Here is a 24528-nt window from a genome sequence, read left to right as displayed (position 1 = left end):
CGCCCGAAGTCGCAGACATTCGCCGTGCAGGTCGTCAGTAGGTGTAGTCGACCACGACCGGCGCGTGGTCGCTCCACCGCTGGTCGTACGCGGCCGCGCGAGCGACGTGATAGGCGGTCGCACGCTCTGCGAGCGCCGGGGTCGCAAGGTGGTAATCGATCCGCCACCCGGAGTCGTTGTCGAAAGCCTGGCCGCGCATCGACCACCAGGTGTACGGCCCCTCGACGTCGCCGTGGAAGGCGCGTCCGACGTCGATCCAGCCGAGTCCGGTGCCGGTGGATCCGTCGACTCCCTCGACGGCCTCTCCTGCCGCACCGAGGAACCGGTCGAAGTAGGCGCGTTCGCGGGGCAGGAATCCGGCCTTCTTGCGATTGCCGCGCCAGTTCTTGATGTCGAGCTCGCGGTGCCCGACGTTCAGATCGCCGGTGACGAGGGCGAGCGCGTCGTCAGCCTGGCCGAGCTCTGCGAGCCGGATGCCGAAAGCATCGAGGAACTTCCACTTCTCCTCCTGCTTCGGAGTGTCGGCCTCGCCGCTGTGCACGTAGGCGCTGACCACGGTGAGCGGGCGATCGCCGATCTGGAAGTCGGCCTCGATCCACCGGCCCTTCGAGTCGAAGTCGACGTCGCCGAAGTCGGTACGGGAGGCGAGCGCCGGGACGCGGCTCGCGATCGCCACACCGGCGCGGCCCTTCGCCGTCGCCTCGTCGTGCACGAACGTCCAGCCGGGGAGGGCGGCCTCGAGGTGCTCGTCCTGCCCGCGGACCTCCTGCAGGGTCAGGATGTCGACATCGGCCGCATCGAGCCAGCCGCTCATGCCGTTGCGAGCCGCCGCTCGGATTCCGTTGACATTGACCGAGGCGATACGCAGATGAGGCATGCTCACCAGCCTAACGAGGGCCGCCGACATCCTTGGACGGACGCTGCAGCTCCGCGAGGAGACGCTGGGCGAAGGGGGCGCTCTCGTCGACGGGAGGGGGAGCGGAGGCCTTGAGGGACTCGAGTTCCCTTTCGGCCGCACGCAGGGCGCGTTCGCTCTGCCACGAGCGGTACCAGGGTGCCTCGTCGCGATCGGCCTGCGCCTCGCGCACCCGGATCCGTGCTGCCTCCAGCAGCGTCTGATACTCCGCCAGCCGTCGCTCCGCCTCGGTCTGGGACAGCAGCGGGAGGTCCCTGTCCTGCGCGCTGACCGCGATCCACGACGACGCCACCAGCATCACCACGCCGTTGACCCGGAACCACAGCAGAAGGCCGATGAAGATCGCGAATGTGGCGAGCAGCGGATTCGACGGGGTGTAGCTCAGCAGGAACCCCGCGCCGAACTGGAGGATCGTCATCGCCCCGCCCCCGAGGAGGGCGCCGGGCCAGATCGTGCCCCAGTGCAGAGACGTGCCTGTGAGGAAGCGGACCATCGCCGCGAGTGCGCCCGACAGCAGCGCGAACGACACCAGCACGGTCCCGATGCGGATGCTGGTCAGGCCGTCGAGGGCCGCACCCCAGCCGAGGAGGCTGAGGATCCAGCTCAGTGCGACCGCGCTGGCGGAGCTGAGCAGCGAGCCCGCGAGAAGTGAGGCCCCGAAGATCAGCGCGGCCAGCAGGTCCCGCGCCTTCAGGATGACGTAGCTGCGACGGTCGGGCGGCAGGCCGAAGATGTCACGCGTCGCGCGGCGCGAGAACGTGACCCAGCCGATGGCCGTCCAGATCACTGTTCCGAGCGCGATCAGACCGGTGATGCTCAGGAGCCCGGTCGTGCTGACCGCGATCTCCTGCACCTGCTGCGGGGTGAACACCCCGCCCTCGTCCTGGATCAGATTCGGGATGTAGCTGTTGATGATGTCGATCATGCCGTCGACCGCTTCGCTGCTGCCGCCGAGCCAGAGGCCCGCGATCGCGAAGGCGAGATAGATCGCCGCGAAGATCGCGAAGAGGGCCTGATAGCTCACACCCGCAGCGAGCAGGAAGCCGTTGTGCTGCAAGAAATGCCGCCAGACCCGCACGGGGAACAGCCCGAGTGTGCGCTGCGTCAGCGCGGTGGCCCGTTCGACGGCCGCGTCGAGGCGGCGGGGCTCGCTCTCAGCACCAGCGGGATCAGACACATCCTCACCCTATCCACCTGACGAGAACGGGCGGGCTCCCGTGAAGGAGCCCGCCCGTCGTCGTCAGTGCGCGGAGGTCAGGGACGCCCGCGCAGCACGGCCTGCTTGACCTCGGCGATGGCCTTGGTGACCTCGATGCCACGGGGGCACGCCTCGGAGCAGTTGAAGGTCGTGCGGCAGCGCCACACTCCCTCCTTGTCGTTGAGGATGTCGAGGCGTACAGCGGCGTTGTCGTCACGCGAGTCGAAGATGAAGCGGTGCGCGTTCACGATCGCGGCCGGGCCGAAGTACTGGCCGTCGGTCCAGAAGACGGGGCACGACGACGTGCACGCGGCGCACAGGATGCACTTGGTCGTGTCGTCGAAGATCTCGCGATCGGCGATCGTCTGCACGCGCTCCTTGCCCTTCTCGGGCACCGAGTTGGCGACGAGGAAGGGCTGCACTTCGCGGTAGGAGGCGAAGAACGGTTCCATGTCGACGACGAGGTCCTTCTCGAGGGGCAGACCCTTGATCGCCTCGACGTAGATCGGCTTCGAGATGTCGAGGTCCTTGATCAGCGTCTTGCAGGCGAGGCGGTTGCGTCCGTTGATGCGCATGGCGTCGGAGCCGCAGATGCCGTGGGCGCAGGAGCGGCGGAACGTGAGCGAGCCGTCGACCTCCCACTTGATCTTGTGCAGCGCGTCGAGCACGCGGTCGGTCGAGTAGAGCTCCACGTCGTAGTCGACCCAGTGCGGCTCGGCGTCGACCTCGGGGTCGAACCGGCGGATGTTGAACGTGACGATGAAGGACTGGATACCGGTCTCTTCGGTCGTGTCAGCGGGAGCTTCAGCGATGGCGTTGGACATGCTCAGTACTTCCTCTCCATCGGCGGGTAGTTCAATTCGCCCTGGTCGTTCTTGGTGAAGACGACGGGCTTCCAGTCGAGCTTGATGTGGTCGCTCGGGGTGGAGGAGTGCGGATCGCCCGTCAGGTAGGCCATCGTGTGCTTCATGTACTTCTCGTCGTCGCGCGTCGGGAAGTCGTCGCGCATGTGGCCGCCACGGCTCTCCTCGCGGTTCTGCGCGGCGTAGACGACGACCTCGGCGATGTCGAGGAGGAAGCCCAGCTCGACGGCCTCGAGCAGGTCGGTGTTGAACCGCTTGCCCTTGTCGTCTACATGCACGTTCTTGTAGCGCTCGCGCAGCTCGGCGATGACGCCGAGCACGTGCTGGAGGGAGTCGTGCGTGCGGAACACCTGCGCGCCCTTGTCCATCTCGTCCTGCAGCGCCTTGCGGAGCACCGCGATGCGCTCGGTGCCCTGGTTGTTGCGCAGACCCTCGAGCATGTCGGACACGAAGGCGGCCGGGTTCTCCGGGAGCGGCACGAACTCGGCGGTCTTGACGTACTCGACCGCGTTGCGACCCGAGCGCTTGCCGAACACGTTGATGTCGAGCAGCGAGTTGGTGCCGAGGCGGTTGGCGCCGTGCACCGAGACGCAGGCGCACTCGCCCGCGGCGTACAGGCCGGGGACGACGGTGTCGTTGTCGGCGAGGACCTCGCCGTTGTTGTTGGTCGGGATGCCGCCCATGGCGTAGTGCGCGGTGGGCATGACCGGCACGGGCTCGACGACCGGGTCGACGCCCAGGTAGGTGCGGGCGAACTCGGTGATGTCGGGCAGCTTGGTCTCGAGGACCTCGGCGCCCAGGTGCGTGCAGTCCAGCAGCACGTAATCCTTGTGGGGGCCTGCGCCGCGACCCTCCGCGACCTCCTGGACCATGCAGCGCGCGACGATGTCACGGGGAGCGAGGTCCTTGATGGTCGGGGCGTAGCGCTCCATGAAGCGCTCGCCCGAGGCGTTGCGCAGGATCGCGCCCTCTCCTCGCGCGCCCTCCGTGAGGAGGATGCCGAGGCCGGCGAGTCCGGTGGGATGGAACTGGAAGAACTCGAGGTCCTCGAGGGGGAGGCCCTTGCGCCAGACGATGCCGACGCCGTCACCGGTGAGGGTGTGGGCGTTCGAGGTCGTCTTGAAGATCTTTCCGAAACCGCCGGTCGCGAAGATGACGGCCTTGGCCTGGAAGACGTGCAGCTCGCCGGTCGAGAGGTCGTAGGCGACGACGCCCGAGACCTGGGTCTTTCCGTCGGCGTCCTTCACCGTGAGCAGGTCGAGCACGTAGAACTCGTTGAAGAAGTTGATGCCGAGCTTGACGCAGTTCTGGAACAGCGTCTGCAGGATCATGTGACCGGTGCGGTCGGCCGCGTAGCAGGCGCGGCGGACCGGGGTCTTGCCGTGCTGGGCGGTGTGACCGCCGAAGCGGCGCTGGTCGATCTTGCCCTCGGGCGTGCGGTTGAACGGCAGACCCATGTTCTCGAGGTCGATGACCGCGTCGATCGCTTCCTTCGCGAGGATCTCCGCAGCGTCCTGGTCGACGAGGTAGTCGCCGCCCTTGACGGTGTCGAAGGTGTGCCACTCCCAGCTGTCCTCCTCGACGTTCGCGAGCGCAGCCGCCATGCCGCCCTGCGCCGCACCGGTGTGCGAACGCGTCGGGTACAGCTTGGAGATCACCGCGGTCTTCGCGCCGGGGCCGGCCTCGATCGCCGCGCGCATGCCGGCGCCGCCGGCGCCCACGATGACGATGTCGAACTGGTGATAATGCACACCGTCGCGCACGACGGAATCCTGGGTCTCGGTAGTCACTTCTCGTATGCCTTCTCTTCTACTTGCCCAGCGTCTGGCACTGTTCCCACAGCGTGCTCGTCTCGGTCACGCCGAGGCACGGGTCGAAGGTGAAGACGACCAGGGTGCCGAGGATGATGAGCAGGGCGGCTGCGAGGCCCAGGGCCCACGTCAGAGCCTTGCGAGCGGTGTTGTTCGTGACGTAGTCATTGACGATCGTCCGCATGCCGTTGGCGCCGTGGATCAGGGCCAGCCAGAGCATGATGACGTCCCACCACTGCCAGAACGGCGTGGCGAACTTGCCCGCGATGAACGCGAAGTCGAGGGCGTGGATGCCCTCTCCGACCATCAGGTTGATGAACAGGTGGCCGAAGATGAGCACGACCAGGACGACGCCGGAGCCGCGCATGAAGAGCCAGCCCCACTTCTCGAGGTTGAATCCGCGCTGACGGCGGACGGGAGCGGCGACAGTCTGAGCGGTCATCAGTGTCCTCCTCCGAATCCGGCGAACGCGAGTGCGAGGTGACGCGGCACGAAGCCGGCCATGATCACGACCCACACCGCGAGCACACCCCAGAACAGCTGGCGCTGGTACTTGGCGCCCTTCGACCAGAAGTCGACGGCGATGATGCGGAGGCCGTTCATCGCATGGAACACGATGCCGGCGACCAGCACGACCTCGCCGAGGGCCATGATCGGGTTCTTGTAGGTGCCGATGACGGCGTTGTACGCCTCGGGGGACACCCTGATGAGTGCAGTGTCGAGCACATGCACCAACAGGAAGAAGAAGATGGCGACTCCGGTGATGCGATGAAGCACCCACGACCACATGCCTTCGCGACCCCGGTAGAGGGTGCCTCGAGGTGTCTTGGAAGTGGTTTCCGAAATCGACGGTGTCAAGCGAGCGCTTGTGGACACGGTCGTCCTCCCTGGATCGATGTGACTCGGTCGCGTGCGATGCGTGGTCCAAGCATGAGCCTGCTGCCAGGCACGGCCGATCGGACACCATCCTATTCCCGTGTGGCGCCCGTGGGCGACGAAGGGGAGCCTAAGTATCTCGATGTCGAGATGTTCCGTCGGGATACTCTGACAGGGTGAGCCAACCCATCAAGGACTTCTACGCAGTGATCCCCGCCGGCGGCATCGGCAGCCGTCTGTGGCCTCTGTCCCGTGCCGACGCCCCGAAGTTCCTGCACGATCTCACGGGTTCCGGGCATTCGCTGCTCCGCGACACGTGGGACAGGCTCGAGCCGCTCGCCGGGCACGACCGCATCGCCGTGGTCACCGGACGGGCCCACCGGGCCGCGGTGGAGGCCGAGCTGCCCGGCATCGCGGATCTGAACGTCTTCCTCGAGTCGGAGCCCCGCGAGTCCGCGGCGGCCATCGGACTCGCGGCGGCGGTCCTGCATCGTCGTGACCCCGACGTGATCATCGGCTCGTTCAGCGCCGACCACGTCATCCGCAGCACCCGCGTGTTCGAGTTCGCCGTCCGCGACGCGGTCGAGGTCGCCCGTGAAGGGTACATCTGCACGATCGGCATCTCTCCCACCGAGCCCGCGACCGGCTTCGGCTACATCAAGAAGGGGCCGGAACTCGTCGTCGACGGAGCCCGCGAGGCCGCCCTCGTCGAGAGCTTCGTGGAGAAGCCCGACCTCGAGACCGCCCAGGCCTATCTCGCCGACCGCGACTATCTCTGGAACGCCGGCATGTTCATCGCCAAGGCGAGCGTGCTCCTCGACGAACTCGCCGCGAACGAGCCCGCCCTGCATGCAGGGCTCCTGGAACTCGCCGAGGCGTGGGACGACCGTGAGCGGCGCGGCCCGGCGGTGGACCGGATCTGGCCAGGACTCAAGAAGATCGCGATCGACTACGCGGTGGCCGAGCCCGCTGCGCGCCGAGGGCGCCTCGCCGTCGTGCCCGGCCACTTCGACTGGGACGACGTGGGGGACTTCGCCTCGCTCACGAAGCTCATCAACAACGGCCGCAAGAACGACCTCGCGGTGCTCGGTCCGAAAGCCCGCGTGCTCTCGGATGCCGCCAGCGGCATCCTGGTCAGTCAGACGTCCCGCGTGATCAGCCTCATCGGTGTGCAGGACATCGTCGTCGTCGACACCCCGGACGCTCTGCTGGTCACCACCGTGCAGCACGCGCAGCGGGTGAAGGGCGTCGTGGAGTCGCTCAAGCTCACCGGGCGGGGCGACGTGCTCTGATGAGCAGCGACCGCCGCTCATCGGCTGTCTTGGTTTCAGCTTTGTAACCATTCGATTGCCGCTCGGGTGCTGGCATGCACAAAAGTCGAAACAGTAGGTAACTTTGAGCGATCCGCGAGGGCCGCGGGATCGTTGAGGGAGGCATGAGTTGACCATCTCCACCACCAAGAAGCTGCTCGGCGCGACCATCGCCGCGGGCGTCGTCTTCGCACTCGCCGGCTGTGGCCAGGCTCCGACCGAATCGGGCGGCAACGGGGGCGGGGATGCAGCATCCGACTTCCTCCCCTGCCTCGTCTCCGACGCCGGCGGTTGGAACGACAAGTCGTTCAACCAGTCCGCCAAGGAGGGCATGGACGCCGCCGCTGACGAGCTCGGCGTGAAGCCGCTCGAGTTCGAGTCGGCCAATGACAACGACTACGCGCCGAACCTCGAGACCGCGGTCTCGGAGGGCTGCTCCCTGATCGTCTCGGTCGGGTTCAAGCTCTCGGCCGCGACCGTCGAGTCGGCACTCGCCAACCCCGAGATCAACTACGCGATCATCGACGACTACGCGGACAACGACTTCGACGGCACCACCGATGCCCCGAACATCAAGCCGCTCGTCTTCGACACCGCTCAGGCCGCCTACCTCGGTGGCTACGCCGCCGCGAGCTGGTCGTCGGCCGCAGGCGTGAACAAGGTCGGCACCTTCGGCGGAATGCAGATCCCGTCGGTCGCCGTGTTCATGGACGGCTTCCAGCTCGGTGTCGAGAAGTACAACGAGGACAAGTCGGGTGCGGTCGAGGTCTTCGGCTGGGACACCGCCACGCAGAAGGGCTCCTTCACCGGCGGCTTCGACGCGAACGACACGGCCAAGCAGACGGCTCAGGGCGTGCTCGACCAGGGCGTCGACGTCATCCTCCCGGTCGGCGGTCCCGTCTACCAGAGCGCGGCTGCGGCGATCGCCGACAGCGGCAAGGACACGCTGCTCATCGGCGTCGACAGCGACCTCGCCGTCGCTGACGAGTCCGTGGCCGACGTCACGCTCTTCTCGATCATGAAGGCGATCGATGTCGCAGTCCAGGATGCGACGATCGCAGCCTCGAAGGGCGACTTCGACCCGGCTCCGTACGTCGGCACCCTCGAGAACGAGGGCGTGAAGCTCTCGGGCTTCGGCTCGTTCGAGGGCGACCTGCCCGACGGCCTTCTCGACGAGATCGCCGCTCTGCAGAAGCAGATCATCGACGGCGACATCACGGTGGAGTCCCCGAACTCCCCGTAAATCATCGAGTTCCAGCGCGGGGCGAGTGGTGCAAGCGGCCACTCGCCCCGCGCCGTGGACGGACGACGATGACTGTTCACGGCGCACCCGGGCGATCCCCGGGGGATGCGCCGCAGATTCTTCAGACTCTTCTGGATGACACTTCTGGATAAGGTGCAGATATGAAGCTCGAACTCCGCGGAATCACCAAGCGGTTCGGAACCCTGGTGGCCAACGACCACATCGACCTGATCGTCGAGCCGGGGCAGATCCATGCGCTGCTCGGTGAGAACGGTGCAGGCAAGTCGACCCTGATGAACGTCCTCTACGGGCTGTACCAGGCCGACGAGGGAGAGATCCTCCTGGACGACGTCGTCCAGCGGTTCCGTGGCCCGGGCGACGCCATGAACGCCGGCATCGGCATGGTGCACCAGCACTTCATGCTGGTCCCCGTGTTCACGGTGGCCGAGAACGTCATGCTCGGTCACGAGCAGACGAAGGGCGTCGGCACCCTCGACATCGCGAAGGCGCGTGAGCACGTGCGCTCCGTCGCCGCGCGCTTCGGCTTCGACATCGACCCTGACGCGATCGTCGGCGACCTGCCTGTCGGAGTGCAGCAGCGCGTCGAGATCATCAAGGCCCTCTCGCGCGACGCGAAGGTGCTCGTGTTCGACGAGCCCACCGCCGTGCTCACCCCTCAGGAGACGGACGAGCTGATGGGCATCATGCGCCAGCTCCGCGACGAGGGCACCGCGATCGTCTTCATCACCCACAAACTGCGTGAGGTCCGCGAGGTCGCGGACACCATCACGATCGTTCGCCTCGGCCGCATCGTCGGCGAGGCATCGCCCACCGCGACGAACGGCGAGCTGGCCTCGCTCATGGTCGGACGTGCGGTGGAGCTCACCGTGCACAAGGACGCTCCGCGCCTGGGCGACGGCGGCCTCGAGGTGAAGGGCCTGCGGGTCCTGACCGCCGCGGGCGCGATCGTCGTCGATGACGTCGACTTCACCGTGCGACCCGGCGAGGTGCTCGCCGTCGCCGGCGTGCAGGGCAACGGACAGACCGAGCTGGTCGAGGCCATCGTCGGCCTTGCGGCCCGCGTCGAAGGATCCATCTCGCTCGACGGCACCCAGCTCGTCGGAAAGAGCGTGCGAGCGATCCTCGACGCCGGTGTCGGCTTCGTCCCCGAGGACCGCACGGAAGACGGCCTCGTCGCCGCCTTCTCCGTCGCCGAGAACCTCATCCTCGATCGCTCAGGCGACCCCGAGTTCAGCCGCGGCGGCACTCTGCGCCGCGCAGCGCTCGAGGAGTTCGCCCACGCGCGCATCAAGGAGTACGACATCCGCGCGCAGGGTCCGCACACTCCGGCGGGGACTCTCTCCGGCGGAAACCAGCAGAAGGTCGTGATCGCTCGCGAGATGAGTCGCGAACTGCGTCTGCTCGTCGCGGCGCAGCCGACCCGCGGAGTCGACGTGGGCTCGATCGAGTTCATCCACAAGCGCATCATCGAGACGCGTGACGCCGGCATCCCCGTCGTCGTGGTCTCGACCGAGCTCGACGAAGTCGCAGCTCTCGCCGACCGCATCGCGGTCATGTACCGAGGCACGATCGTCGGGATCGTTCCGGGCGACACCCCGCGCGAGACGCTGGGACTGATGATGGCGGGCGCCGCCGAGGGAGAGGTGGCCGCATGAGCGGTACGACGCCACAGGGCGACGGATCGAACGGGAACTCGGGCGACCAGCTCTCGGTGAACACGACGACGACGCTGCGTGACCCGGTCGACGCTCCGCCGCCCCCGCGCGGCAACGTGATCCTCAAGGAGATGCTGCGCGGCAGTGCGGTGACCACGATCCTGGCGATCTTCCTCGCGCTCGTGGTCGGAGGCATCCTGATCGCCTTCACCAACGAAGACGTGATCGAGGCCTCCGGGTATTTCTTCTCGCGTCCGACCGACACGATCGCCGCAGCATGGAACGCCGTCTACAACGGCTATGAGGCCCTGTTCCGCGGAGCGATCTTCAATGCGCGAGGTGCCGACTTCGCCGCGCAGATCCGTCCGCTCACGAACACCCTCGGATTCGCGGCCCCGCTGATCGCCGCCGGTCTCGGTGTGGCACTCGCGTTCCGTGTCGGCCTCTTCAACATCGGTGCACGCGGCCAGATGCTGATCGGTGTCGCCGTGGCAGGTCTCCTGACCTTCCAGCTCGACCTGCCGTTCTGGCTGCACATCCCCGTCACGCTGATCGCCGGCATCGCCGGCGGTGCTCTCTGGGGAGCGATCGCCGGTCTGCTCAAGGCGAAGACCGGCGCCCACGAGGTGATCCTCACGATCATGCTCAACTACGTCGCCTACTACCTGCTCCTGTGGATGATCCGCACCCCCGGGCTGCTGCAGAAGCCGGGCACGAACCAGGCGCTCGGATACGCGACCCCCGAGAGCGCGCAGTTCCCCTCGCTCCTCGGCCCGCAGTTCCCCCTGCTCGACCTCGGATTCGTGATCGTCATCATCGCGACCCTGTTCGTGTGGTGGCTCATCGAGCGCTCGTCGCTCGGCATGCGCATGCGCGCCGTGGGTGAGAACCCGCACGCAGCGCGCGCCGCGGGCATCAGCGTGCAGCGCGTCTACGTGTACGCCATGCTGCTCGCCGGTGCTCTCGCAGGTCTCGCCGGCATGAACCAGGTGCAGGGTGCGGTCACGACGGGCATCACGGAGACGATCGACGCCGGTATCGGCTTCGACGCGATCACCGTCGCCCTGCTCGGGCGCAGCCGCGCCTGGGGCACCTTCGCCGCCGGCATCCTGTTCGGTGCGCTGAAGGCCGGATCGTTCTCGATGCAGGCGCAGGACATCCCCGTCGACATCGTGCTCGTCGTGCAGTCGCTCGTCGTGCTGTTCATCGCCGCGCCGCCGCTGCTGCGCACGGTGTTCTTCCTCCCGAAGTCCGACCTCGAGAAGGCGGCCAAGGCGAGAGCCAAGGCAGCGAAGAAGGCGGTGACCGCATGACCTCCCTCGTCCAGAGCGAAGCCGCCGACGGAACCGTGCAGCTCGCCACAGTGCGTGAGCGGCACCTGAAGGCTCCGATCGTCCTCGCCGCAGCGACCGTGCTGCTGGCGCTCCTGTTCCTGCTGGTGCCGCGCACCGGCACCAGCAGCTTCCGGCTCAACGACCCGTCGTCGCCGTTCGCGCTGCCCGATGTCGCGCTGCCGACCGGGCCGACCAGCTGGGTCGTCATCGTGATCCTGGCGCTGCTGTCGGTTCTCGCGTTCCTGCGGGCCTGGGCGTATCGCAAGGCGTCGATGTGGTTGGTGATCGCGTTCAGCGTGCTCGCCGTCTTCGGGTTCCTCGTGTGGGCCGGTGCCGGCGGGCTCGTGCCTGTCAGCAGCCTGCTCTTCGGAGCGGTCTCGCTCTCGGTCCCGCTCGTGTTCGGTGCGCTCGGCGGCGTCATCGGCGAGCGTGCCGGTGTCGTCAACGTCGCGATCGAAGGACAGCTGCTCCTCGGAGCGTTCTCGGCGGCGCTCCTCTCGAGTGTCACCGGGAGCCCCTTCATCGGCCTGCTGGGCGCCATGCTCGGCGGCGTGCTCGTGGCCGCCGTGCTCGCGGCATTCGCCATCAAGTACCTCGTCGAGCAGGTCATCGTCGGTGTGGTGCTCAACGTCCTCGTCAGCGGTCTCACCGGGTTCCTCTACGGGGCGCTGCTCGCACCGAACGAGGCCGCCCTCAACACGCCGGTGCGCTTCAGCCGCATCGAGATCCCGCTGCTCAGCGACATCCCGATCATCGGGCCGGTGCTGTTCAACCAGACGTTCATCGTCTACCTGATGTTCGTCACCGTCGCGATCGTCGCCTGGGGTCTGTACCGCACGAAGTGGGGACTCCGGGTCCGTGCCGTGGGCGAGCACCCGCAGGCCGCAGACACCGTGGGCATCAAGGTGAACGCGACGCGATTCTGGAACGTGCTCCTCGCGGGTGCGATCGCCGGCATCGGAGGAGCGTACTTCACGCTCGTCTCGGTGCCGCAGTTCGGCAAGGACATGACGGCAGGGCTCGGCTTCATCGCCCTCGCCGCGGTGATCTTCGGACGCTGGGACCCGATCCGCGCGACGCTCGCCGCTCTGCTGTTCGGCTTCGCGACGAACCTACAGAACCTGCTGTCGATCCTGAAGACGCCGATCCCCGGCGAGTTCATGCTGATGCTGCCGTACGTCGTCACGCTTCTCGCGGTCGCAGGCTTCGCCGGCCAGATCCGCGGACCCGCCGCCAGCGGCAAGCCGTACATCAAGTCCTAGGAGCGACATGACAGACATCGACTGGGATGAACTCCGCCAGGTGGCGACCGACGCCATGACGAAGGCGTACGCGCCGTACTCCCGTTACCGGGTGGGCGCGGCCGCTCTCGTCGGAGACGGGCGCATCGTCGCGGGCTGCAACGTCGAGAACGCCTCCTACGGCGTGACGCTGTGCGCCGAGTGCGCGCTCGTCGGAGACCTGCACATGTCGGGCGGCGGCCAGCTCGTCGCCTTCGTGTGCGTCAACAACGACGGGCAGACGATCATGCCGTGCGGCCGGTGCCGCCAGCTGCTCTACGAACACGCGATGCCGGGAATGCTGCTGGAGACCGTCTCCGGCATCCGGACCATCGACGAAGTACTGCCGGACGCGTTCGGCCCCCGAGATCTGGAGGACGCCCGATGAGCGTTGAGCCCTTCGACGCCGTCGATGTGATCCGTGCCAAGCGCGACGGAGGCGTGGTGCCCGAGAAGGCGCTGCGCTGGATGGTCGACGCGTACACGCGCGGCTACGTGTCGGACGCGCAGATGGCGTCGTTCGCGATGGCCGTGTTCCAGCGGGGCATGGAGCGCGATGAGATCCGCGTGCTCACCGACGCGATGATCGCGTCGGGGGAGCGGATGAGCTTCGCGACGCTCGGCAAGAAGACCGTCGACAAGCACTCCACCGGCGGTGTCGGCGACAAGATCACCCTGCCGCTCGCGCCGCTGGTCGCTGTCTTCGGCGTCGCCGTGCCGCAGCTCTCGGGTCGCGGCCTCGGTCACACCGGCGGGACGCTCGACAAGCTCGAGTCGATCCCCGGCTGGCGCGCCGCGCTCAGCAACGAGGAGATGTTCGCCCAGATGCAGGGCGACGTCGGCGCCGTCATCTGCGCCGCGGGCTCCGGCCTCGCGCCCGCCGACAAGAAGCTCTACGCGCTGCGCGATGTCACGGGCACGGTCGAGGCGATCCCGCTGATCGCATCGAGCATCATGTCCAAGAAGATCGCCGAGGGCACCGACGCCCTGGTGCTCGACGTGAAGTTCGGCTCCGGTGCCTTCATGCAGGACATCGATCGCGCCCGCGAGCTGGCGCGCACGATGGTCGCTCTCGGCACCGACTCGGGTGTCGCCACGACCGCGCTGCTCACCGACATGAACGTGCCCCTCGGCCTCGCGATCGGCAACGCGAACGAGGTTCGCGAATCCGTCGAGGTCCTCGGCGGAGGAGGCCCCTCGGACGTCCGCGAGCTGACGATCGCCCTGGCTCGCGAGATGCTCTCGCTGGCAGGACAGCCGGATGCCGATGTCGAGGCCGCTCTCGACGACGGCCGCGCGATGGACAGCTGGAAGGCCATGATCCGCGCGCAGGACGGTGACCCGGATGCCCCGCTGCCGACCGCCCGGGAGACCCATGTGGTCACGGCTCCGTCCGACGGTGTCGTGTCGCAGATGGACGCGTTGCCGTTCGGCATCGCCGCCTGGCGTCTCGGTGCGGGACGCGCGCGGGCGGAGGACCCCGTGGTCTTCGAGGCCGGCATCGATCTGCACGCGAAGCCCGGCGACCGCGTCGTCGCGGGGCAGCCCCTGTTCACGCTCTCCGCTGCCGACGAGGCGCGGTTCCCGCGGGCACTCGAGGCGCTGGAGGGCTCTTGGGCGATCGGCGACGAGGCTCCGGCCGCGGGCCACATCGTGCGCGATCGCATCACGGCCTGAGCCGCTGACCGCTAGCCTGAACTGAGCGAATCAGCGACCGAGAGGATTTTCATGTCGATCGACGCGAACGGTGATGTCACCATCCAGGGAGCATCCCTGCGCAGCCTGCCCAAGGTGTCGCTGCACGACCACCTGGACGGCGCCGTACGTCCGTCGACGATCATCGAGCTGGCGGATGCGATCGGTCTCGAGGTCCCGGAGTCGAAGCCCGCAGCGCTCGGCAAGTGGTTCGCGAAGAAGAGCGACTCCGGTTCGCTCGTCGAGTACCTGAAGACCTTCGACCTCACGACCGCCGTCATGCAGACGACGGAGGGGCTGACCCGCGTCGCGCGCGAGTTCGTGCAGGACCTCGCGTCCGACGGCGTGATCTACGGCGAGGTGCGCTGGGCTCCCGAGCAGCACCTCACCCGTGGGCTCACTCTCGAGCAGACCGTCGAGGCCGTGCAGCAGGGCATCGAAGAGGGCGAGGATGCCGCTGATCGCGCCGGCCACAGCATCCGCGTCGGCCAGCTGATCACCGCGATGCGCCACACCGACCGCTCGCTCGAGATCGCAGAGCTCGCAGTGAGCTTCCGCGGTCGCGGAGCGGTCGGCTTCGACATCGCGGGCCCGGAGGACGGTTTTCCCGCCTCGAACCACCGCAAGGCCTTCGACTACCTCGCCGAGAACTTCTTCCCCGTGACGGTGCACGCCGGTGAGGCCGCCGGCCCCGCGTCGATCCGCTCGGCCCTGCTCGACGGACGGGCGCTGCGTCTCGGCCATGGTGTGCGTATCGCGGAGGACCTGCAGGTCATCACGCAGGAGGGCGATGAGGTGCAGGTGCAGTTCGGCGACCTCGCGCGATGGGTGCGCGACCGTGAGATCCCGCTCGAGCTGTCGCCGTCGTCGAACCTCCAGACCGGAGCGATCGCGGCATGGGGCGACTCGCTCGCAGACCACCCGTTCGACCTGCTCTACCAGCTCGGCTTCGCCGTCACGGTCAACGTCGACAACCGCACGATGAGTGCGACCTCGCTCACGCGTGAGCTCGCGAACCTGGTCGAGACGTTCGAGTACGACCTCGACGATCTCGAGACCTTCCAGTTCAACGCCGCGGCAGCGGCCTTCCTGCCCGTCGAGGAGCGCGAGGAGCTCGTCGAGATGATCGCAGAAGGATTCGACATCTGAGACATGGACGACTGAGTCATGGCTTCCGGGGGGAAGCGACGCCGAGCAGGCATCGCAGTGGTCATCAGTGCCGTCATCGTGCTCGCAGGAGGTGCGGCCGCAGCCTACGCGTGGTTCACCCGCGCGACTGAGGAGATCGCCCCGAGGACGACCGCGGCGGTCATCGAGCGTCCGCTGACGAAGGCCGAGCAGCTCGTCGCCGACACGAACGATCCGCTGGCGTGCGCGGTGAGCTTCCTCGGCGAGGGTGCGCCGGAGGACCCGATGCTGCAGTGGCAGAACGCTCTCTACGCCGGCCTCCCGATCCCGGAGCAGGACGGACGCGTGTTCGCGGGGTGGTACGCGAGCGAGGCGGATGCGGCGGGGTTCACGGTCGCCGCGCGGATCAACGGAGCCGACCCCGTCGTCTGCGTCGATCAGCAGGTCGACCTGTTCGCGGGGTGGACGACTCCGGAGGCGAACGCCGCGGCCGCAGTGCAGGTGTCGATCCTGATGTACCACCAGTTCACCGCGAACCCCGACGGCGAGACGGGCTGGCTGCGCGGCAACTACGCGTACATCGGCGACTTCGATGCCCAGATGAACCACATCGCGACGACCGGGTTCTACCTCCCGACCTGGGACGAGCTCAGCGCGTTCATCGACGGTCGGCTCTCGCTGCCCGCGCGTTCGGTGATCATCACCGACGATGACGCCGATCAGACCTGGTTCGATCTGGCCGTGCCCGTGATCGACAGGTACAAGCTGCTCTCGACGTCATTCATGATCACCGCCTACCGTCAGGATCCGCCGCCGTCGATCTACGTGCTCCGACGATCGCACACGAACGACATGCATCAGGCCGGCGAGAACGGCAAGGGCCGGATGGTGAACTGGACGGCCGACGAGATCGCCGCAGACCTCAACGCCTCGGCTGACGTGCTCGGGGTGCGCGAGGTGATCGCGTATCCGTTCGGCCACTACAACGACACCGCGAAGCAGGGCGTCGCCCAGGCCGGGTTCGAGATGGCCCGCACCATCGAACCCGGGTACGTTGAGATCGGGACGGACAAGCTCGCGCTGCCGGTCGTGCGCATCGACTACGGCATGGGGCTGGACTCGCTGATCAAGCGGATCGGCTGACTCGGCGCGTGGACGCGGCAGGATGGAGCCCATGACCGCATCCGTCTTCATCGCCGGCCCCGCCTCGTGGAACTCGATCGTCGTGCTCGACAGGCTTCCTGAACCCGTGCCGCACATGCAGTTCGCGGAGGAGAGCTGGGAGACCCTCGGCGGCACCAGCGCGGGCAAGGCCCTCAGCCTCACGGCTCTCGGCCGCCCGACGGTGCTGTATGCACTGACGGCTGCGGATGAGTCGGGGGAGCGCGTGCGCGGCGCACTCGACAGGGCAGGCGTGGGCACCGTGTGGGGTGACGGCGATGCCACCGAGCGACACCTCAACCTGATGACGCGGGAGGGCGGCAGGGTGTCGCTCTACCTCGCGTCGCCGTCGGCCACGGACGGCGCCGATGACGCTGCTCTGGTCTCTGCGATGCGAGAGGCCGACGTGATCGTGCTCGACCTCGCCGCGGAGCCGCTGAGGCTTCTCCCCGCGGCGAAGTCCACCGGTCTCCCGATCTGGGTCGACGTGCACGACTACGACGGCGAGGCCGACTTCCACCGTCCGTTCCTCGCCGCGGCCGACGCGGTGTTCTGCAATGCCGACCACCTCGACGATCCGGTCGCGTTCCTCCGCTCGCGCATCGGGGCCGGTGCATCGCTCGCGGTGTGCACCCTGGGTGCGCGGGGCGCGGTGGCGATCGACGCAGACGGCACGGAGCACCGGGTCGCGGCGCTGCCCGCCGATATCGTCGACACGAACGGCGCCGGCGATGCCTTCCTCGCCGGGGTGCTCGACGCCCGGCTCTCCGGCGCCGACGTGCGGTCCGCGCTCACGGCGGGCGCGCGGACGGCGGCAGAGGTGCTCGGCACGCGTCACCTGCATCCGCTGCTCGATGCCGTCATCGTCTGAGATGGAGGGCGGCTGAGACGACGCGCGGCTGAGCGGAGGTCAGCCCTGGGGGAGCCCAGCCATGAAGGGGTTCAGGATCTCGGCGACCTCGGCGTGCATCTCGTCGTCCGCGATGGTCGGCGTCCCGTCGCCGGCCTGAGGGCCGTAGTCGCCGAACGATGCGTGGGATGCGCCCTCGATCTCGACCATCTCGGCGTCGGCGGGGAGCAGGTCGCGGGCCGCGTCGATCTTCTCGGGCGTCGAGAGCCCGTCTTCGCTGCCCGAGATGCTCAGCACTGCGAGGTCGGTGTCGGAGACATTGTTCGAGCAGTACGACCCGAACAGCACGAGCGCATCGGCGTCTGCGGCGAGCTGGCACGCGCGCACGCCGCCCAGCGAGTGACCTCCGACCGCCCACTCGTCGATGTCGGGAGCCGCCGACGTGAGGGAATCCAGGCCGCGCAGGTCGAAGAACGCGAGGTTCAGCCACGGGCGGGTGATCACGACCGTCACGCCCTCCTCGGCGAGGCTCTGCAGGATCGCGGCGTACGCCCACGGGTCCACTTTCGCCCCGGGGATGAACACGAGGCCCGTCTCGGACTCGCCGTCGGCGGGGGTGAGGACGATTCCCTGCTCGGCGTCTTCGACGTGGACAGCGGGGTTCTCGCGGACGCTCGCGAGCGGTGCCTTTTCGGCGGGCATCACCCCGATCTGGCTCCAGGCGACGATGCCGCCGATTCCGAGCACGAGGACGGCGACGAGCGCCCAGACGATCACTTTCAGGACACGACGGCCACGCTTCTTCTGCACGGGATCAACGTTAGGGCCGGTGCATGTGAACAGCATCGGGGCCGAGGATCACCCACGACGGTGAGGCACAGGGCTCTCGAGCGCTTCCCGCTCGCGGCGGACCGCAGCGCGGTAGGCGTCCTTGTTGACGTAGTACGCCATGCGCGCGAGCCCGAGGTACCGGTAGCCGCCGGTGACATCCGGCCACGGCTTGGCGGTCACCCGGTCGCGGAACCGTGCCGCACTGGCCGCATCGTTGTCCACGGCATCGAGATAGGTGGCGAGCAGATCCGCCTGCTCGTAGCGGCCCTGCCAGCCGATGCCGGAGGCCTCGATCATGCCCATCACGTACAGGCCGTTGAACGAGGACGGGAACATGTTGAGGAAGAGTCGGGGGGCTGCGCCCTGCCACTGCAGATGCCGTCGATCCACGAACGGGTAGTCGAGGGTGTAGCCGGTCGCGAGCAGCACGAGGTCGTAGTCGTCGGCTGTGCCGTCGCGGAACCGCACGGTCGGTCCGTCGAAGCGGTCGATGTCCGGACGGATGCGCAGATCGCCCTGCCCCAGGTGGTTGAGGACCATGGTGTTGACGATCGGGTGCGCCTCGTAGATGCGGTAGTCGGGCTTCGGGAACCCGAAGCGCACGGGGTCGCCCGTGAACGCCTTGAGCACCCGGCTGTCGACGGCCTGCTTGATGCGGGCGGGAAGCGGTCTGCCCTGATTCAAGGTGTCGCTGGGCCGTCCGAACAGGTAGCGCGGCACGAAGTAGTAGCCGCGGCGCACGCTCATGTCGACCGCGGCTGCATGGTGCACGGCATCGACCGCGATGTCGCATCCGGAGTTGCCCGCGCCGATCACGAGCACCCTCTTGCCGGCGAGCTGTGCGGGGGACCTGTAGGAGCTCGTGTGCATGAGCTCGCCGCTGAAGGAGCCGGCGAATGCGGGGGTGTTCGGCTCGGCCAGGGTGCCGTTCGCGAGCACGACTCCCGCGTACCACTGCGTCTGCTCGCCCTGAGGTCCCGCGCTGGTGAGGTCCCACCCGCCGTCACGCGGTTCGAGTCGGGTGACGGTGGTCTCGAACCGGAACAGCTCGGTGAGCCCGAAGTGCTCGGCGTAGTCCTCGAAGTACTCCCGCAGCGCGCGGTGACCCGGGTAGTCGACCGTCGAGCGCATCGGGAACTCGGTGAACTCGGTGGTGGTGCGGGAAGAGATCAGGTGCGCGGACTCGTACATGGTGCTGCGCGGGTTGTCGATGTCCCAGAGTCCACCGACCCCTGCAGAGGCCTCGTATCCGTCGACGCCGATCCCACGTCTCGTGAGCGCGCGGGCGGCAGCGAGTCCTGACGGCCCCGCGCCGATGACGGCGTATCTGTTCATGCTGCTCCCGCACCTCGCTGCGCGCGCACCTGCGCCCTCCGCCGATCGTATCGGCAGAGGGCGTGGGCGATGCGTGCAGCGGCGCTCAGGAGGCGTTCAGAGCCGTCTGACGCGAGACGACGGCATCGCGAACCGCAGGGAACAGCGGATGCTCGGGATCCAGTCCCGTCGTGCGCGAGGTGAAGGCGAGAGCGTCTTCGGTGCGCAGGGCCTCCTGCATCTCGACCGCCTGCTCGTCGTCGGGCGATTCGAACTCGAGCGCGGCGGTGACGGCGCCGACCAGTGCGATGGTGGAGAGTCCTCGCTCGGCGGCCATCGCCGCGGGGCCGATGAACCGCTCGTGCCGCGAGATCTTGCGCAGCGGCTGGCGGCCGACGCGCTGCACGGTGTCGACGAGCGCGGGATTGCGGAACCGCTCGAGGATCGTCGCGCGGTACTGGGCGAGCTCGGCGGGGTCGAGGCCGTGCTCGGCGACCAGGACCGCGGAGGTCTCTTCGAGCGCAGCCGACACGCGAGCGGCGATGTCGGGATCCGCCAGCGCATCCGAGATGCGCTCGATGCCGGCACGAGCGCCGAAGTACGCCGTCGCGGCGTGCCCGGTGTTCACCGTGAAGAGCTTGCGCTCGATGTACGGCGCGAGGTTCTCGACGAAATGCGCTCCGGGGATCTTCGGCAACGCGCCGCCGAAGGCCTCCGACTCGATCGCCCACTCGAAGTACGGCTCTACAGTGACGTCCACTCCGCCGTCCGCGGGCTGTCCTGGCACGATGCGGTCGACTGCGGTGTTCGCGAACACCGCGCGGGAGAGCAGCTCTTCCGCATCCACTCCCGCCGCGTTCTCGATCTCGGCGCGAAGGGTGTCGGTCGCGCCGATCGCGTTCTCGCACGCCATCACCTGCAGCGGAGCGGCGCCGGCCGAGCGGCGGGCGAGGCCCGCGACGATCGTCGGAGCGACGAATCGCAGCACGGTGGGCCCGACCGCGGTGGTGACCACATCGGCGGTCGCGACCTCGTCGGCCACAGCATCCGGGTCCGTCTTGCTGTTCACCGCACGGAATCCGGTGACGACGTGATCGGTGCCACCCGGACCGGCTTCGTGCACGGTGTACGAGTCGACAGCGTTGATCGCATCGACCAGGGCGTCGACAACGTCCGAGAAGACGACCTCGTAGCCGCCCTCGTGCAACAGCAGGCCGACGAAACCGCGGCCGATGTTGCCCGCTCCGAAGTGGACGGCCTTCATCAGTCGTTCACCGCCGAGAGGAGTGCGTACAGCTCGTCCGGGGTCTGCGCCGCATTCAGCTTGGCGACGTCGTCCTCGTCGGAGAAGAGGATCGCGATCTGCGAGAGGATCTCGAGGTGCTCGTCGCCGCGTCCGGCGATGCCGATCACGAAGGTCGCGGGCTCGCCGGCCCAGTCGACGCCGCCGTCGTAGCGCACGACCGAGAGAGCCGAGGCGAGGATCGCATCCTTGGTGTCGTTCGTGCCGTGCGGAATCGCCAGACCGTTGCCCATGTAGGTCGAGACGGTCTCTTCGCGCTGACGCATCGCGTCGACGTAGGCGGGAGTGACGGCATCGACGGATACGAGGATGTCGGTCGCCTCCTGCAGCGCCTCCTGCTGAGTGCTGGAGCCTGCGTGGATGCGGACCTGGTCGAGGGTGAGAACGCTCATGGTGATTCCTTCTTTCTGAGAATGTGGGGGCGGGGCGGATGCCGTGGCACCCGCCCCGCCCGGTCTGTCACGCGTCGGAGTCGCGCTGCTCGCGCACCATCTCGACGACCTCTTCGTACTTCGGAGAGTTCATGAAGTTGTCGACGGACACGTGGATCGAGTTCGGCGACTGCGCCTTCGCGCGGTCGGTCAGCTGCTGCTGCGTGATCACGAGATCGGCGCTGCCGTCGAGATTCGCGATCGCCTGGTTGGTGACCGTGACCCCATCGATCTCGGCCTTCTTGAACTTGTTGCGCAGGACGCTCGCGCCCATCGCCGACGAGCCCATGCCGGCGTCGCAGGCGAACACGATGTTCGCGATACGACGGTCGGTGGCCACGCCTGCACCGGTGGCTGCCGCGCCCGCGGCGCCCGCACCCGAGGAGGCCCGGAGCGCGTCCATCGCGGCGGAGGACTTGCCCTTGTTCGCCTCGGTCTGCGCGATCGCGTCGCCGAAGCTGTCGCCCTCGGCCTCGAGGTCGCGCTTGCGCGAAGCCCGGAGGATGACGCCGGTGATGAGGAAGGTGACGACGGCGGCGATGACCACCGAGAGGTACACGACCAGCAGGTTGCCGACACCGCCTCCGACGGCCGCGGCCGTGACGGCGATGATGCTGCCGGGGGCTGCCGGGAAGGCGAGACCGCCACCGAGGACCATGTTCGTCGTGACACCGGCCGCGCCACCCGCGATCAGCGCGAGGATGGTGGTCGGCTTGCTCAGTGCGTACGGGAAGTAGATCTCGTGGATGCCACCGAAGAACTGGATGATGGCCGCACCCGGTGCCGAGGCCTTCGCCGCACCGACGCCGAAGAAGGTGAAGGCGAGCAGGAGTCCGAGGCCGGGGCCGGGGTTCGCCTCGATGAGGAACAGGATCGACTTGCCGGTCTCAGCGGCCTGCTCGATGCCGAGCGGGGTGAACACGCCGTGGTTGATGGCATTGTTGAGGAACAGCACCTTGGCGGGCTCGACGATGATCGAGACCAGCGGGAGCAGGTTCAGCGAGACGAGCCAGTCGACTGCCCCGCCGAGCACCGCGCTGATGCCGAGCATGACAGGGCCGAAGGCGAAGAATCCGACGATCGCCAGGACCATGCCGAGGATTCCGGCGGAGAAGTTGTTCACCAGCATCTCGAAGCCGGGCCGGATCTTGCCGTCCCACAGCCGGTCCATGCGCTTGGTGATCCAGGCTGCGATCGGTCCCATGATCATGGCACCGAGGAACATCGGGATGTTCGTGCCGACGATGACACCCATCGTCGCGATCGTCGCGACGACGCCGCCGCGCTCGCCGTAGACCATGCGGCCCGCTGTGTTGGCGATGAGGAGAGGGAGCAGGTACGTGACCATCGGGCCGACGAGGCCCACATACGCGAGGATGTTGCCGTCAGCGCCTTCGGCGACCGCGGTCATCGCACCCTGCCAGCCGAGGACGGCCGAATCGCCACCCCCGCCGACGATCTCGGCGACGCCGGCCCAGTGCCAGCCGAAGGGGCTCTCCGCCCCGAAGAAGCCCTTCGGGATGAACAGCATGGTGATGAATCCCCACGCGATGAACGCGGCGATGTTGGGCATGATCATTCCGGACAGGAACGTGCCGAAGCGCTGCACGCCCGTTCGGAGGCCGCCTGCCTTCGTGGCGGCCGGTGACGTCGTCGTCATGATGTCGTCTCTTTCTGGTGAGGGGGAAGGGTTGCTGTGGCATCGGCCACGGCGAGGCGGGCTCCGGCGGCGTCGTCGGCCGCCAGCGCCAGTTCGGCGAGGTTGCGGGCCTCGTCGAGGGTTCGGGTGGAGAGCATCTGACGCACGTCCGCGAGCGCCGACGGAGCCATCGAGAGGCTCGTAGCACCGAGTCCGACGAGCACCACGGCGAGCATCGGGTCTGCCGCGGCCTCGCCGCAGATGCCGACCGGCTTTCCGAGTCGGGCACCGGCGGCACCGACCTCGCGCACGAGCCTGAGCACGGCGGGGTGCCACGGGTCCTGGAATCCGGCGACGGAACCCAGCATGCGGTCGGCGGCCATCGTGTACTGCGTCAGGTCGTTCGTGCCGATCGATGCGAAGTCCGCATGCGCGAGGATCCGGTCGGCGAGCAGGGCACTGGACGGGATCTCGACCATGACGCCGGCGGTCTTGAGGCCGTACTCGCGGGCGAGCGCGGTGAAGTACTCGGTCTCCTCGACGGTCGCGACCATGGGCGCCATGACCCAGAGGTCGGCCTCGGTCGCGGCATCCGCCTCGGCGAGAGCGGTCAGCTGCTCGCGCAGGATGTCCTCGCTCGCGCGGAGGGCCCTGAGGCCGCGCAGGCCCAGTGCCGGATTCTCCTCGTGCGCGTCGTTGAGGAAAGCCAGCGGCTTGTCGGCCCCGGCGTCCAGCATCCGCACGACGACCTTCTTGCCCGGGAAGGCTGCGAGCAGCTCCAGGTACGACTCGCGCTGCTGCTCCACCGTCGGCGCCTGGGCCGACGAGAGGAACAGGAACTCGGTGCGGAACAGCCCGACGCCCTCGGCCCCGCGTTCGACGGCATCGGATGCGTCTGCAGGTTTCCCCAGATTCGCCAGCAGCGGGATCAGCGTGCCGTCGGCGAGGGCGCCGGGGGTCAGTGGTGCGTCGTCCGCGGATCGTCGAGCGGCGGCGCGCTGTTCGGCGCGCTCCTTCTCGTCGTCGGTCGGATCCAGGGTCACGAGTCCGGCGGCCGCATCGACGATCACGGACTGGCCCGTGGCGAGGGAAGATGCCGAGGCCGCGCCGACGATCGCGACGATGCCCTTCTCGCGGGCGAGGATCGCCGTGTGCGACGTGGGGCCGCCGTCGAAGGTGATGAGTGCGAGCACCTGGTCGAGGTTCAGCAGCGCCGTGTCGGCCGGGGCGAGGTCACGCGCGACCAGGACGAAAGGATGCCCCGGGTCGGGCACACCGGGCGCATCCACGCCCCGAAGCCGTGCGAGCACGCGCTGGGCGATGTCGTCGAGATCGGCCGCGCGCTCGCCGAGGTAGCCCCCGACCGCCTCGAGCGTGGCGCGGAACCCGGCGAAGGCGTCGTGCACGGCCCACTCGGCGGTGGCGCCGTCATCGATCCTGGCGTCGACCTCGTCCTGCAGCGTGGGGTCCTCGGCGATCATCGCCTGGGCCTCGAGAACCTCCCGGGCCGAGCCTCCGGCTGCCTCCCCTCGGGCGGTCAGCTCCTGAGCCACCGCGGCGACGGCCTCGCGCACCCTGGTGCGCTCGGCATCGATGCCCTGCGTGCTCGGTGTGTTCTCCGGAGCGGGCAGCGCTTCGGTCATCCGCACGACGACGCCCTGGGCGACGC

At 68.1% G+C, this 24528-nt stretch carries 22 protein-coding genes; 10 read left to right on the top strand and 12 right to left on the bottom strand.

Annotated features, from left to right (window positions below; genetic code table 11):
- Positions 1 to 34: 34 nt before the first annotated feature.
- The 6 genes from MRBLWH13_RS09755 to sdhC form a co-directional block, all read right to left on the bottom strand.
- On the bottom strand, positions 35 to 877 hold the full coding sequence (locus tag MRBLWH13_RS09755) for an exodeoxyribonuclease III (protein WP_341954680.1): 843 nt from the start codon (positions 875 to 877) through the stop codon (positions 35 to 37).
- 10 nt (positions 878 to 887) lie between these two features.
- Entirely contained in the window at positions 888 to 2093 is a 1206-nt protein-coding gene (locus MRBLWH13_RS09750) for a YhjD/YihY/BrkB family envelope integrity protein (protein WP_341954678.1), read from the bottom strand.
- Positions 2094 to 2170: 77 nt separating this feature from the next.
- A complete protein-coding gene (locus MRBLWH13_RS09745) occupies positions 2171 to 2938 on the bottom strand; it encodes a succinate dehydrogenase iron-sulfur subunit (RefSeq protein ID WP_056513404.1) in 768 nt (255 codons plus the stop codon).
- A gap of 2 nt (positions 2939 to 2940) precedes the next feature.
- Entirely contained in the window at positions 2941 to 4767 is a 1827-nt protein-coding gene (gene sdhA, locus MRBLWH13_RS09740) for a succinate dehydrogenase flavoprotein subunit (RefSeq protein WP_341954673.1), read from the bottom strand.
- A gap of 19 nt (positions 4768 to 4786) precedes the next feature.
- Positions 4787 to 5230, bottom strand: coding sequence for a succinate dehydrogenase hydrophobic membrane anchor subunit (locus tag MRBLWH13_RS09735; RefSeq protein WP_056312310.1), 444 nt, complete (start codon positions 5228 to 5230; stop codon positions 4787 to 4789).
- The gene (gene sdhC / locus MRBLWH13_RS09730) at positions 5230 to 5577 is read right to left on the bottom strand and encodes a succinate dehydrogenase, cytochrome b556 subunit (protein ID WP_056312309.1); all 348 of its coding nucleotides are present in this window, start codon (positions 5575 to 5577) and stop codon (positions 5230 to 5232) included. Before sdhC ends, MRBLWH13_RS09735 begins: the two co-directional genes overlap by 1 nt.
- 263 nt (positions 5578 to 5840) lie before the next feature.
- Here sdhC and MRBLWH13_RS09725 point away from each other — a divergent pair, with 263 nt between their 5' ends.
- The 10 genes from MRBLWH13_RS09725 (at position 5841) to MRBLWH13_RS09680 (ending at position 17362) form a co-directional block, all read left to right on the top strand.
- Entirely contained in the window at positions 5841 to 6956 is a 1116-nt protein-coding gene (locus MRBLWH13_RS09725) for a mannose-1-phosphate guanylyltransferase (protein WP_341954666.1), read from the top strand.
- Between the two features lie 148 nt (positions 6957 to 7104).
- Complete coding sequence (locus MRBLWH13_RS09720; protein ID WP_341954663.1) at positions 7105 to 8217, top strand: BMP family ABC transporter substrate-binding protein; 1113 nt, start codon at positions 7105 to 7107, stop codon at positions 8215 to 8217.
- Between the two features lie 161 nt (positions 8218 to 8378).
- Positions 8379 to 9893, top strand: coding sequence for an ABC transporter ATP-binding protein (locus MRBLWH13_RS09715; RefSeq protein ID WP_341954661.1), 1515 nt, complete (start codon positions 8379 to 8381; stop codon positions 9891 to 9893).
- Entirely contained in the window at positions 9890 to 11206 is a 1317-nt protein-coding gene (locus MRBLWH13_RS09710; RefSeq protein WP_341954659.1) for an ABC transporter permease, read from the top strand. The genes MRBLWH13_RS09715 and MRBLWH13_RS09710 overlap by 4 nt, the downstream gene beginning before the upstream one ends.
- Positions 11203 to 12489 (top strand): ABC transporter permease, encoded by a 1287-nt coding sequence (locus MRBLWH13_RS09705; protein WP_341954656.1) that lies wholly within the window; start codon positions 11203 to 11205, stop codon positions 12487 to 12489. The genes MRBLWH13_RS09710 and MRBLWH13_RS09705 overlap by 4 nt, the downstream gene beginning before the upstream one ends.
- A gap of 7 nt (positions 12490 to 12496) precedes the next feature.
- Positions 12497 to 12895: a cytidine deaminase gene (locus MRBLWH13_RS09700; protein WP_042536471.1), complete on the top strand. Its 399-nt coding sequence runs from the start codon at positions 12497 to 12499 to the stop codon at positions 12893 to 12895.
- Entirely contained in the window at positions 12892 to 14184 is a 1293-nt protein-coding gene (locus MRBLWH13_RS09695; RefSeq protein WP_341954649.1) for a thymidine phosphorylase, read from the top strand. The genes MRBLWH13_RS09700 and MRBLWH13_RS09695 overlap by 4 nt, the downstream gene beginning before the upstream one ends.
- 51 nt (positions 14185 to 14235) lie before the next feature.
- A complete protein-coding gene (locus MRBLWH13_RS09690; RefSeq protein ID WP_341954647.1) occupies positions 14236 to 15351 on the top strand; it encodes an adenosine deaminase in 1116 nt (371 codons plus the stop codon).
- Positions 15352 to 15369: 18 nt separating this feature from the next.
- On the top strand, positions 15370 to 16473 hold the full coding sequence (locus MRBLWH13_RS09685) for a polysaccharide deacetylase family protein (RefSeq protein WP_341954645.1): 1104 nt from the start codon (positions 15370 to 15372) through the stop codon (positions 16471 to 16473).
- Between the two features lie 31 nt (positions 16474 to 16504).
- The gene (locus tag MRBLWH13_RS09680) at positions 16505 to 17362 is read left to right on the top strand and encodes a carbohydrate kinase family protein (protein WP_341954643.1); all 858 of its coding nucleotides are present in this window, start codon (positions 16505 to 16507) and stop codon (positions 17360 to 17362) included.
- A gap of 39 nt (positions 17363 to 17401) precedes the next feature.
- Here the strand turns inward: MRBLWH13_RS09680 and MRBLWH13_RS09675 are convergent, their stop codons facing one another.
- From MRBLWH13_RS09675 to ptsP, 6 genes are all read right to left on the bottom strand, one after another.
- Complete coding sequence (locus MRBLWH13_RS09675) at positions 17402 to 18151, bottom strand: alpha/beta hydrolase (protein ID WP_341954641.1); 750 nt, start codon at positions 18149 to 18151, stop codon at positions 17402 to 17404.
- Between the two features lie 48 nt (positions 18152 to 18199).
- On the bottom strand, positions 18200 to 19507 hold the full coding sequence (locus MRBLWH13_RS09670) for an NAD(P)/FAD-dependent oxidoreductase (RefSeq protein ID WP_341954639.1): 1308 nt from the start codon (positions 19505 to 19507) through the stop codon (positions 18200 to 18202).
- 85 nt (positions 19508 to 19592) lie between these two features.
- Positions 19593 to 20750 carry a mannitol-1-phosphate 5-dehydrogenase gene (locus tag MRBLWH13_RS09665; protein WP_341954637.1) on the bottom strand — a complete coding sequence of 386 codons (1158 nt, stop codon included), beginning with the start codon at positions 20748 to 20750 and terminating at the stop codon, positions 19593 to 19595.
- Positions 20750 to 21181, bottom strand: a complete 432-nt coding sequence (locus MRBLWH13_RS09660; RefSeq protein WP_341954635.1) for a PTS sugar transporter subunit IIA — start codon at positions 21179 to 21181, stop codon at positions 20750 to 20752. Before MRBLWH13_RS09660 ends, MRBLWH13_RS09665 begins: the two co-directional genes overlap by 1 nt.
- A gap of 67 nt (positions 21182 to 21248) precedes the next feature.
- Entirely contained in the window at positions 21249 to 22880 is a 1632-nt protein-coding gene (locus MRBLWH13_RS09655; protein WP_341954633.1) for a PTS mannitol transporter subunit IICB, read from the bottom strand.
- Positions 22877 to 24502, bottom strand: a complete 1626-nt coding sequence (ptsP, locus tag MRBLWH13_RS09650; RefSeq protein ID WP_341958278.1) for a phosphoenolpyruvate--protein phosphotransferase — start codon at positions 24500 to 24502, stop codon at positions 22877 to 22879. Before ptsP ends, MRBLWH13_RS09655 begins: the two co-directional genes overlap by 4 nt.
- Positions 24503 to 24528: the final 26 nt, after the last annotated feature.

The sequence above is a fragment of the Microbacterium sp. LWH13-1.2 genome (genome assembly GCF_038397735.1).
Lineage (GTDB): Bacteria > Actinomycetota > Actinomycetes > Actinomycetales > Microbacteriaceae > Microbacterium.
Note: the sequence above shows the minus strand (reverse complement) of the source record. Positions and strands in the feature narration are given on the sequence as shown.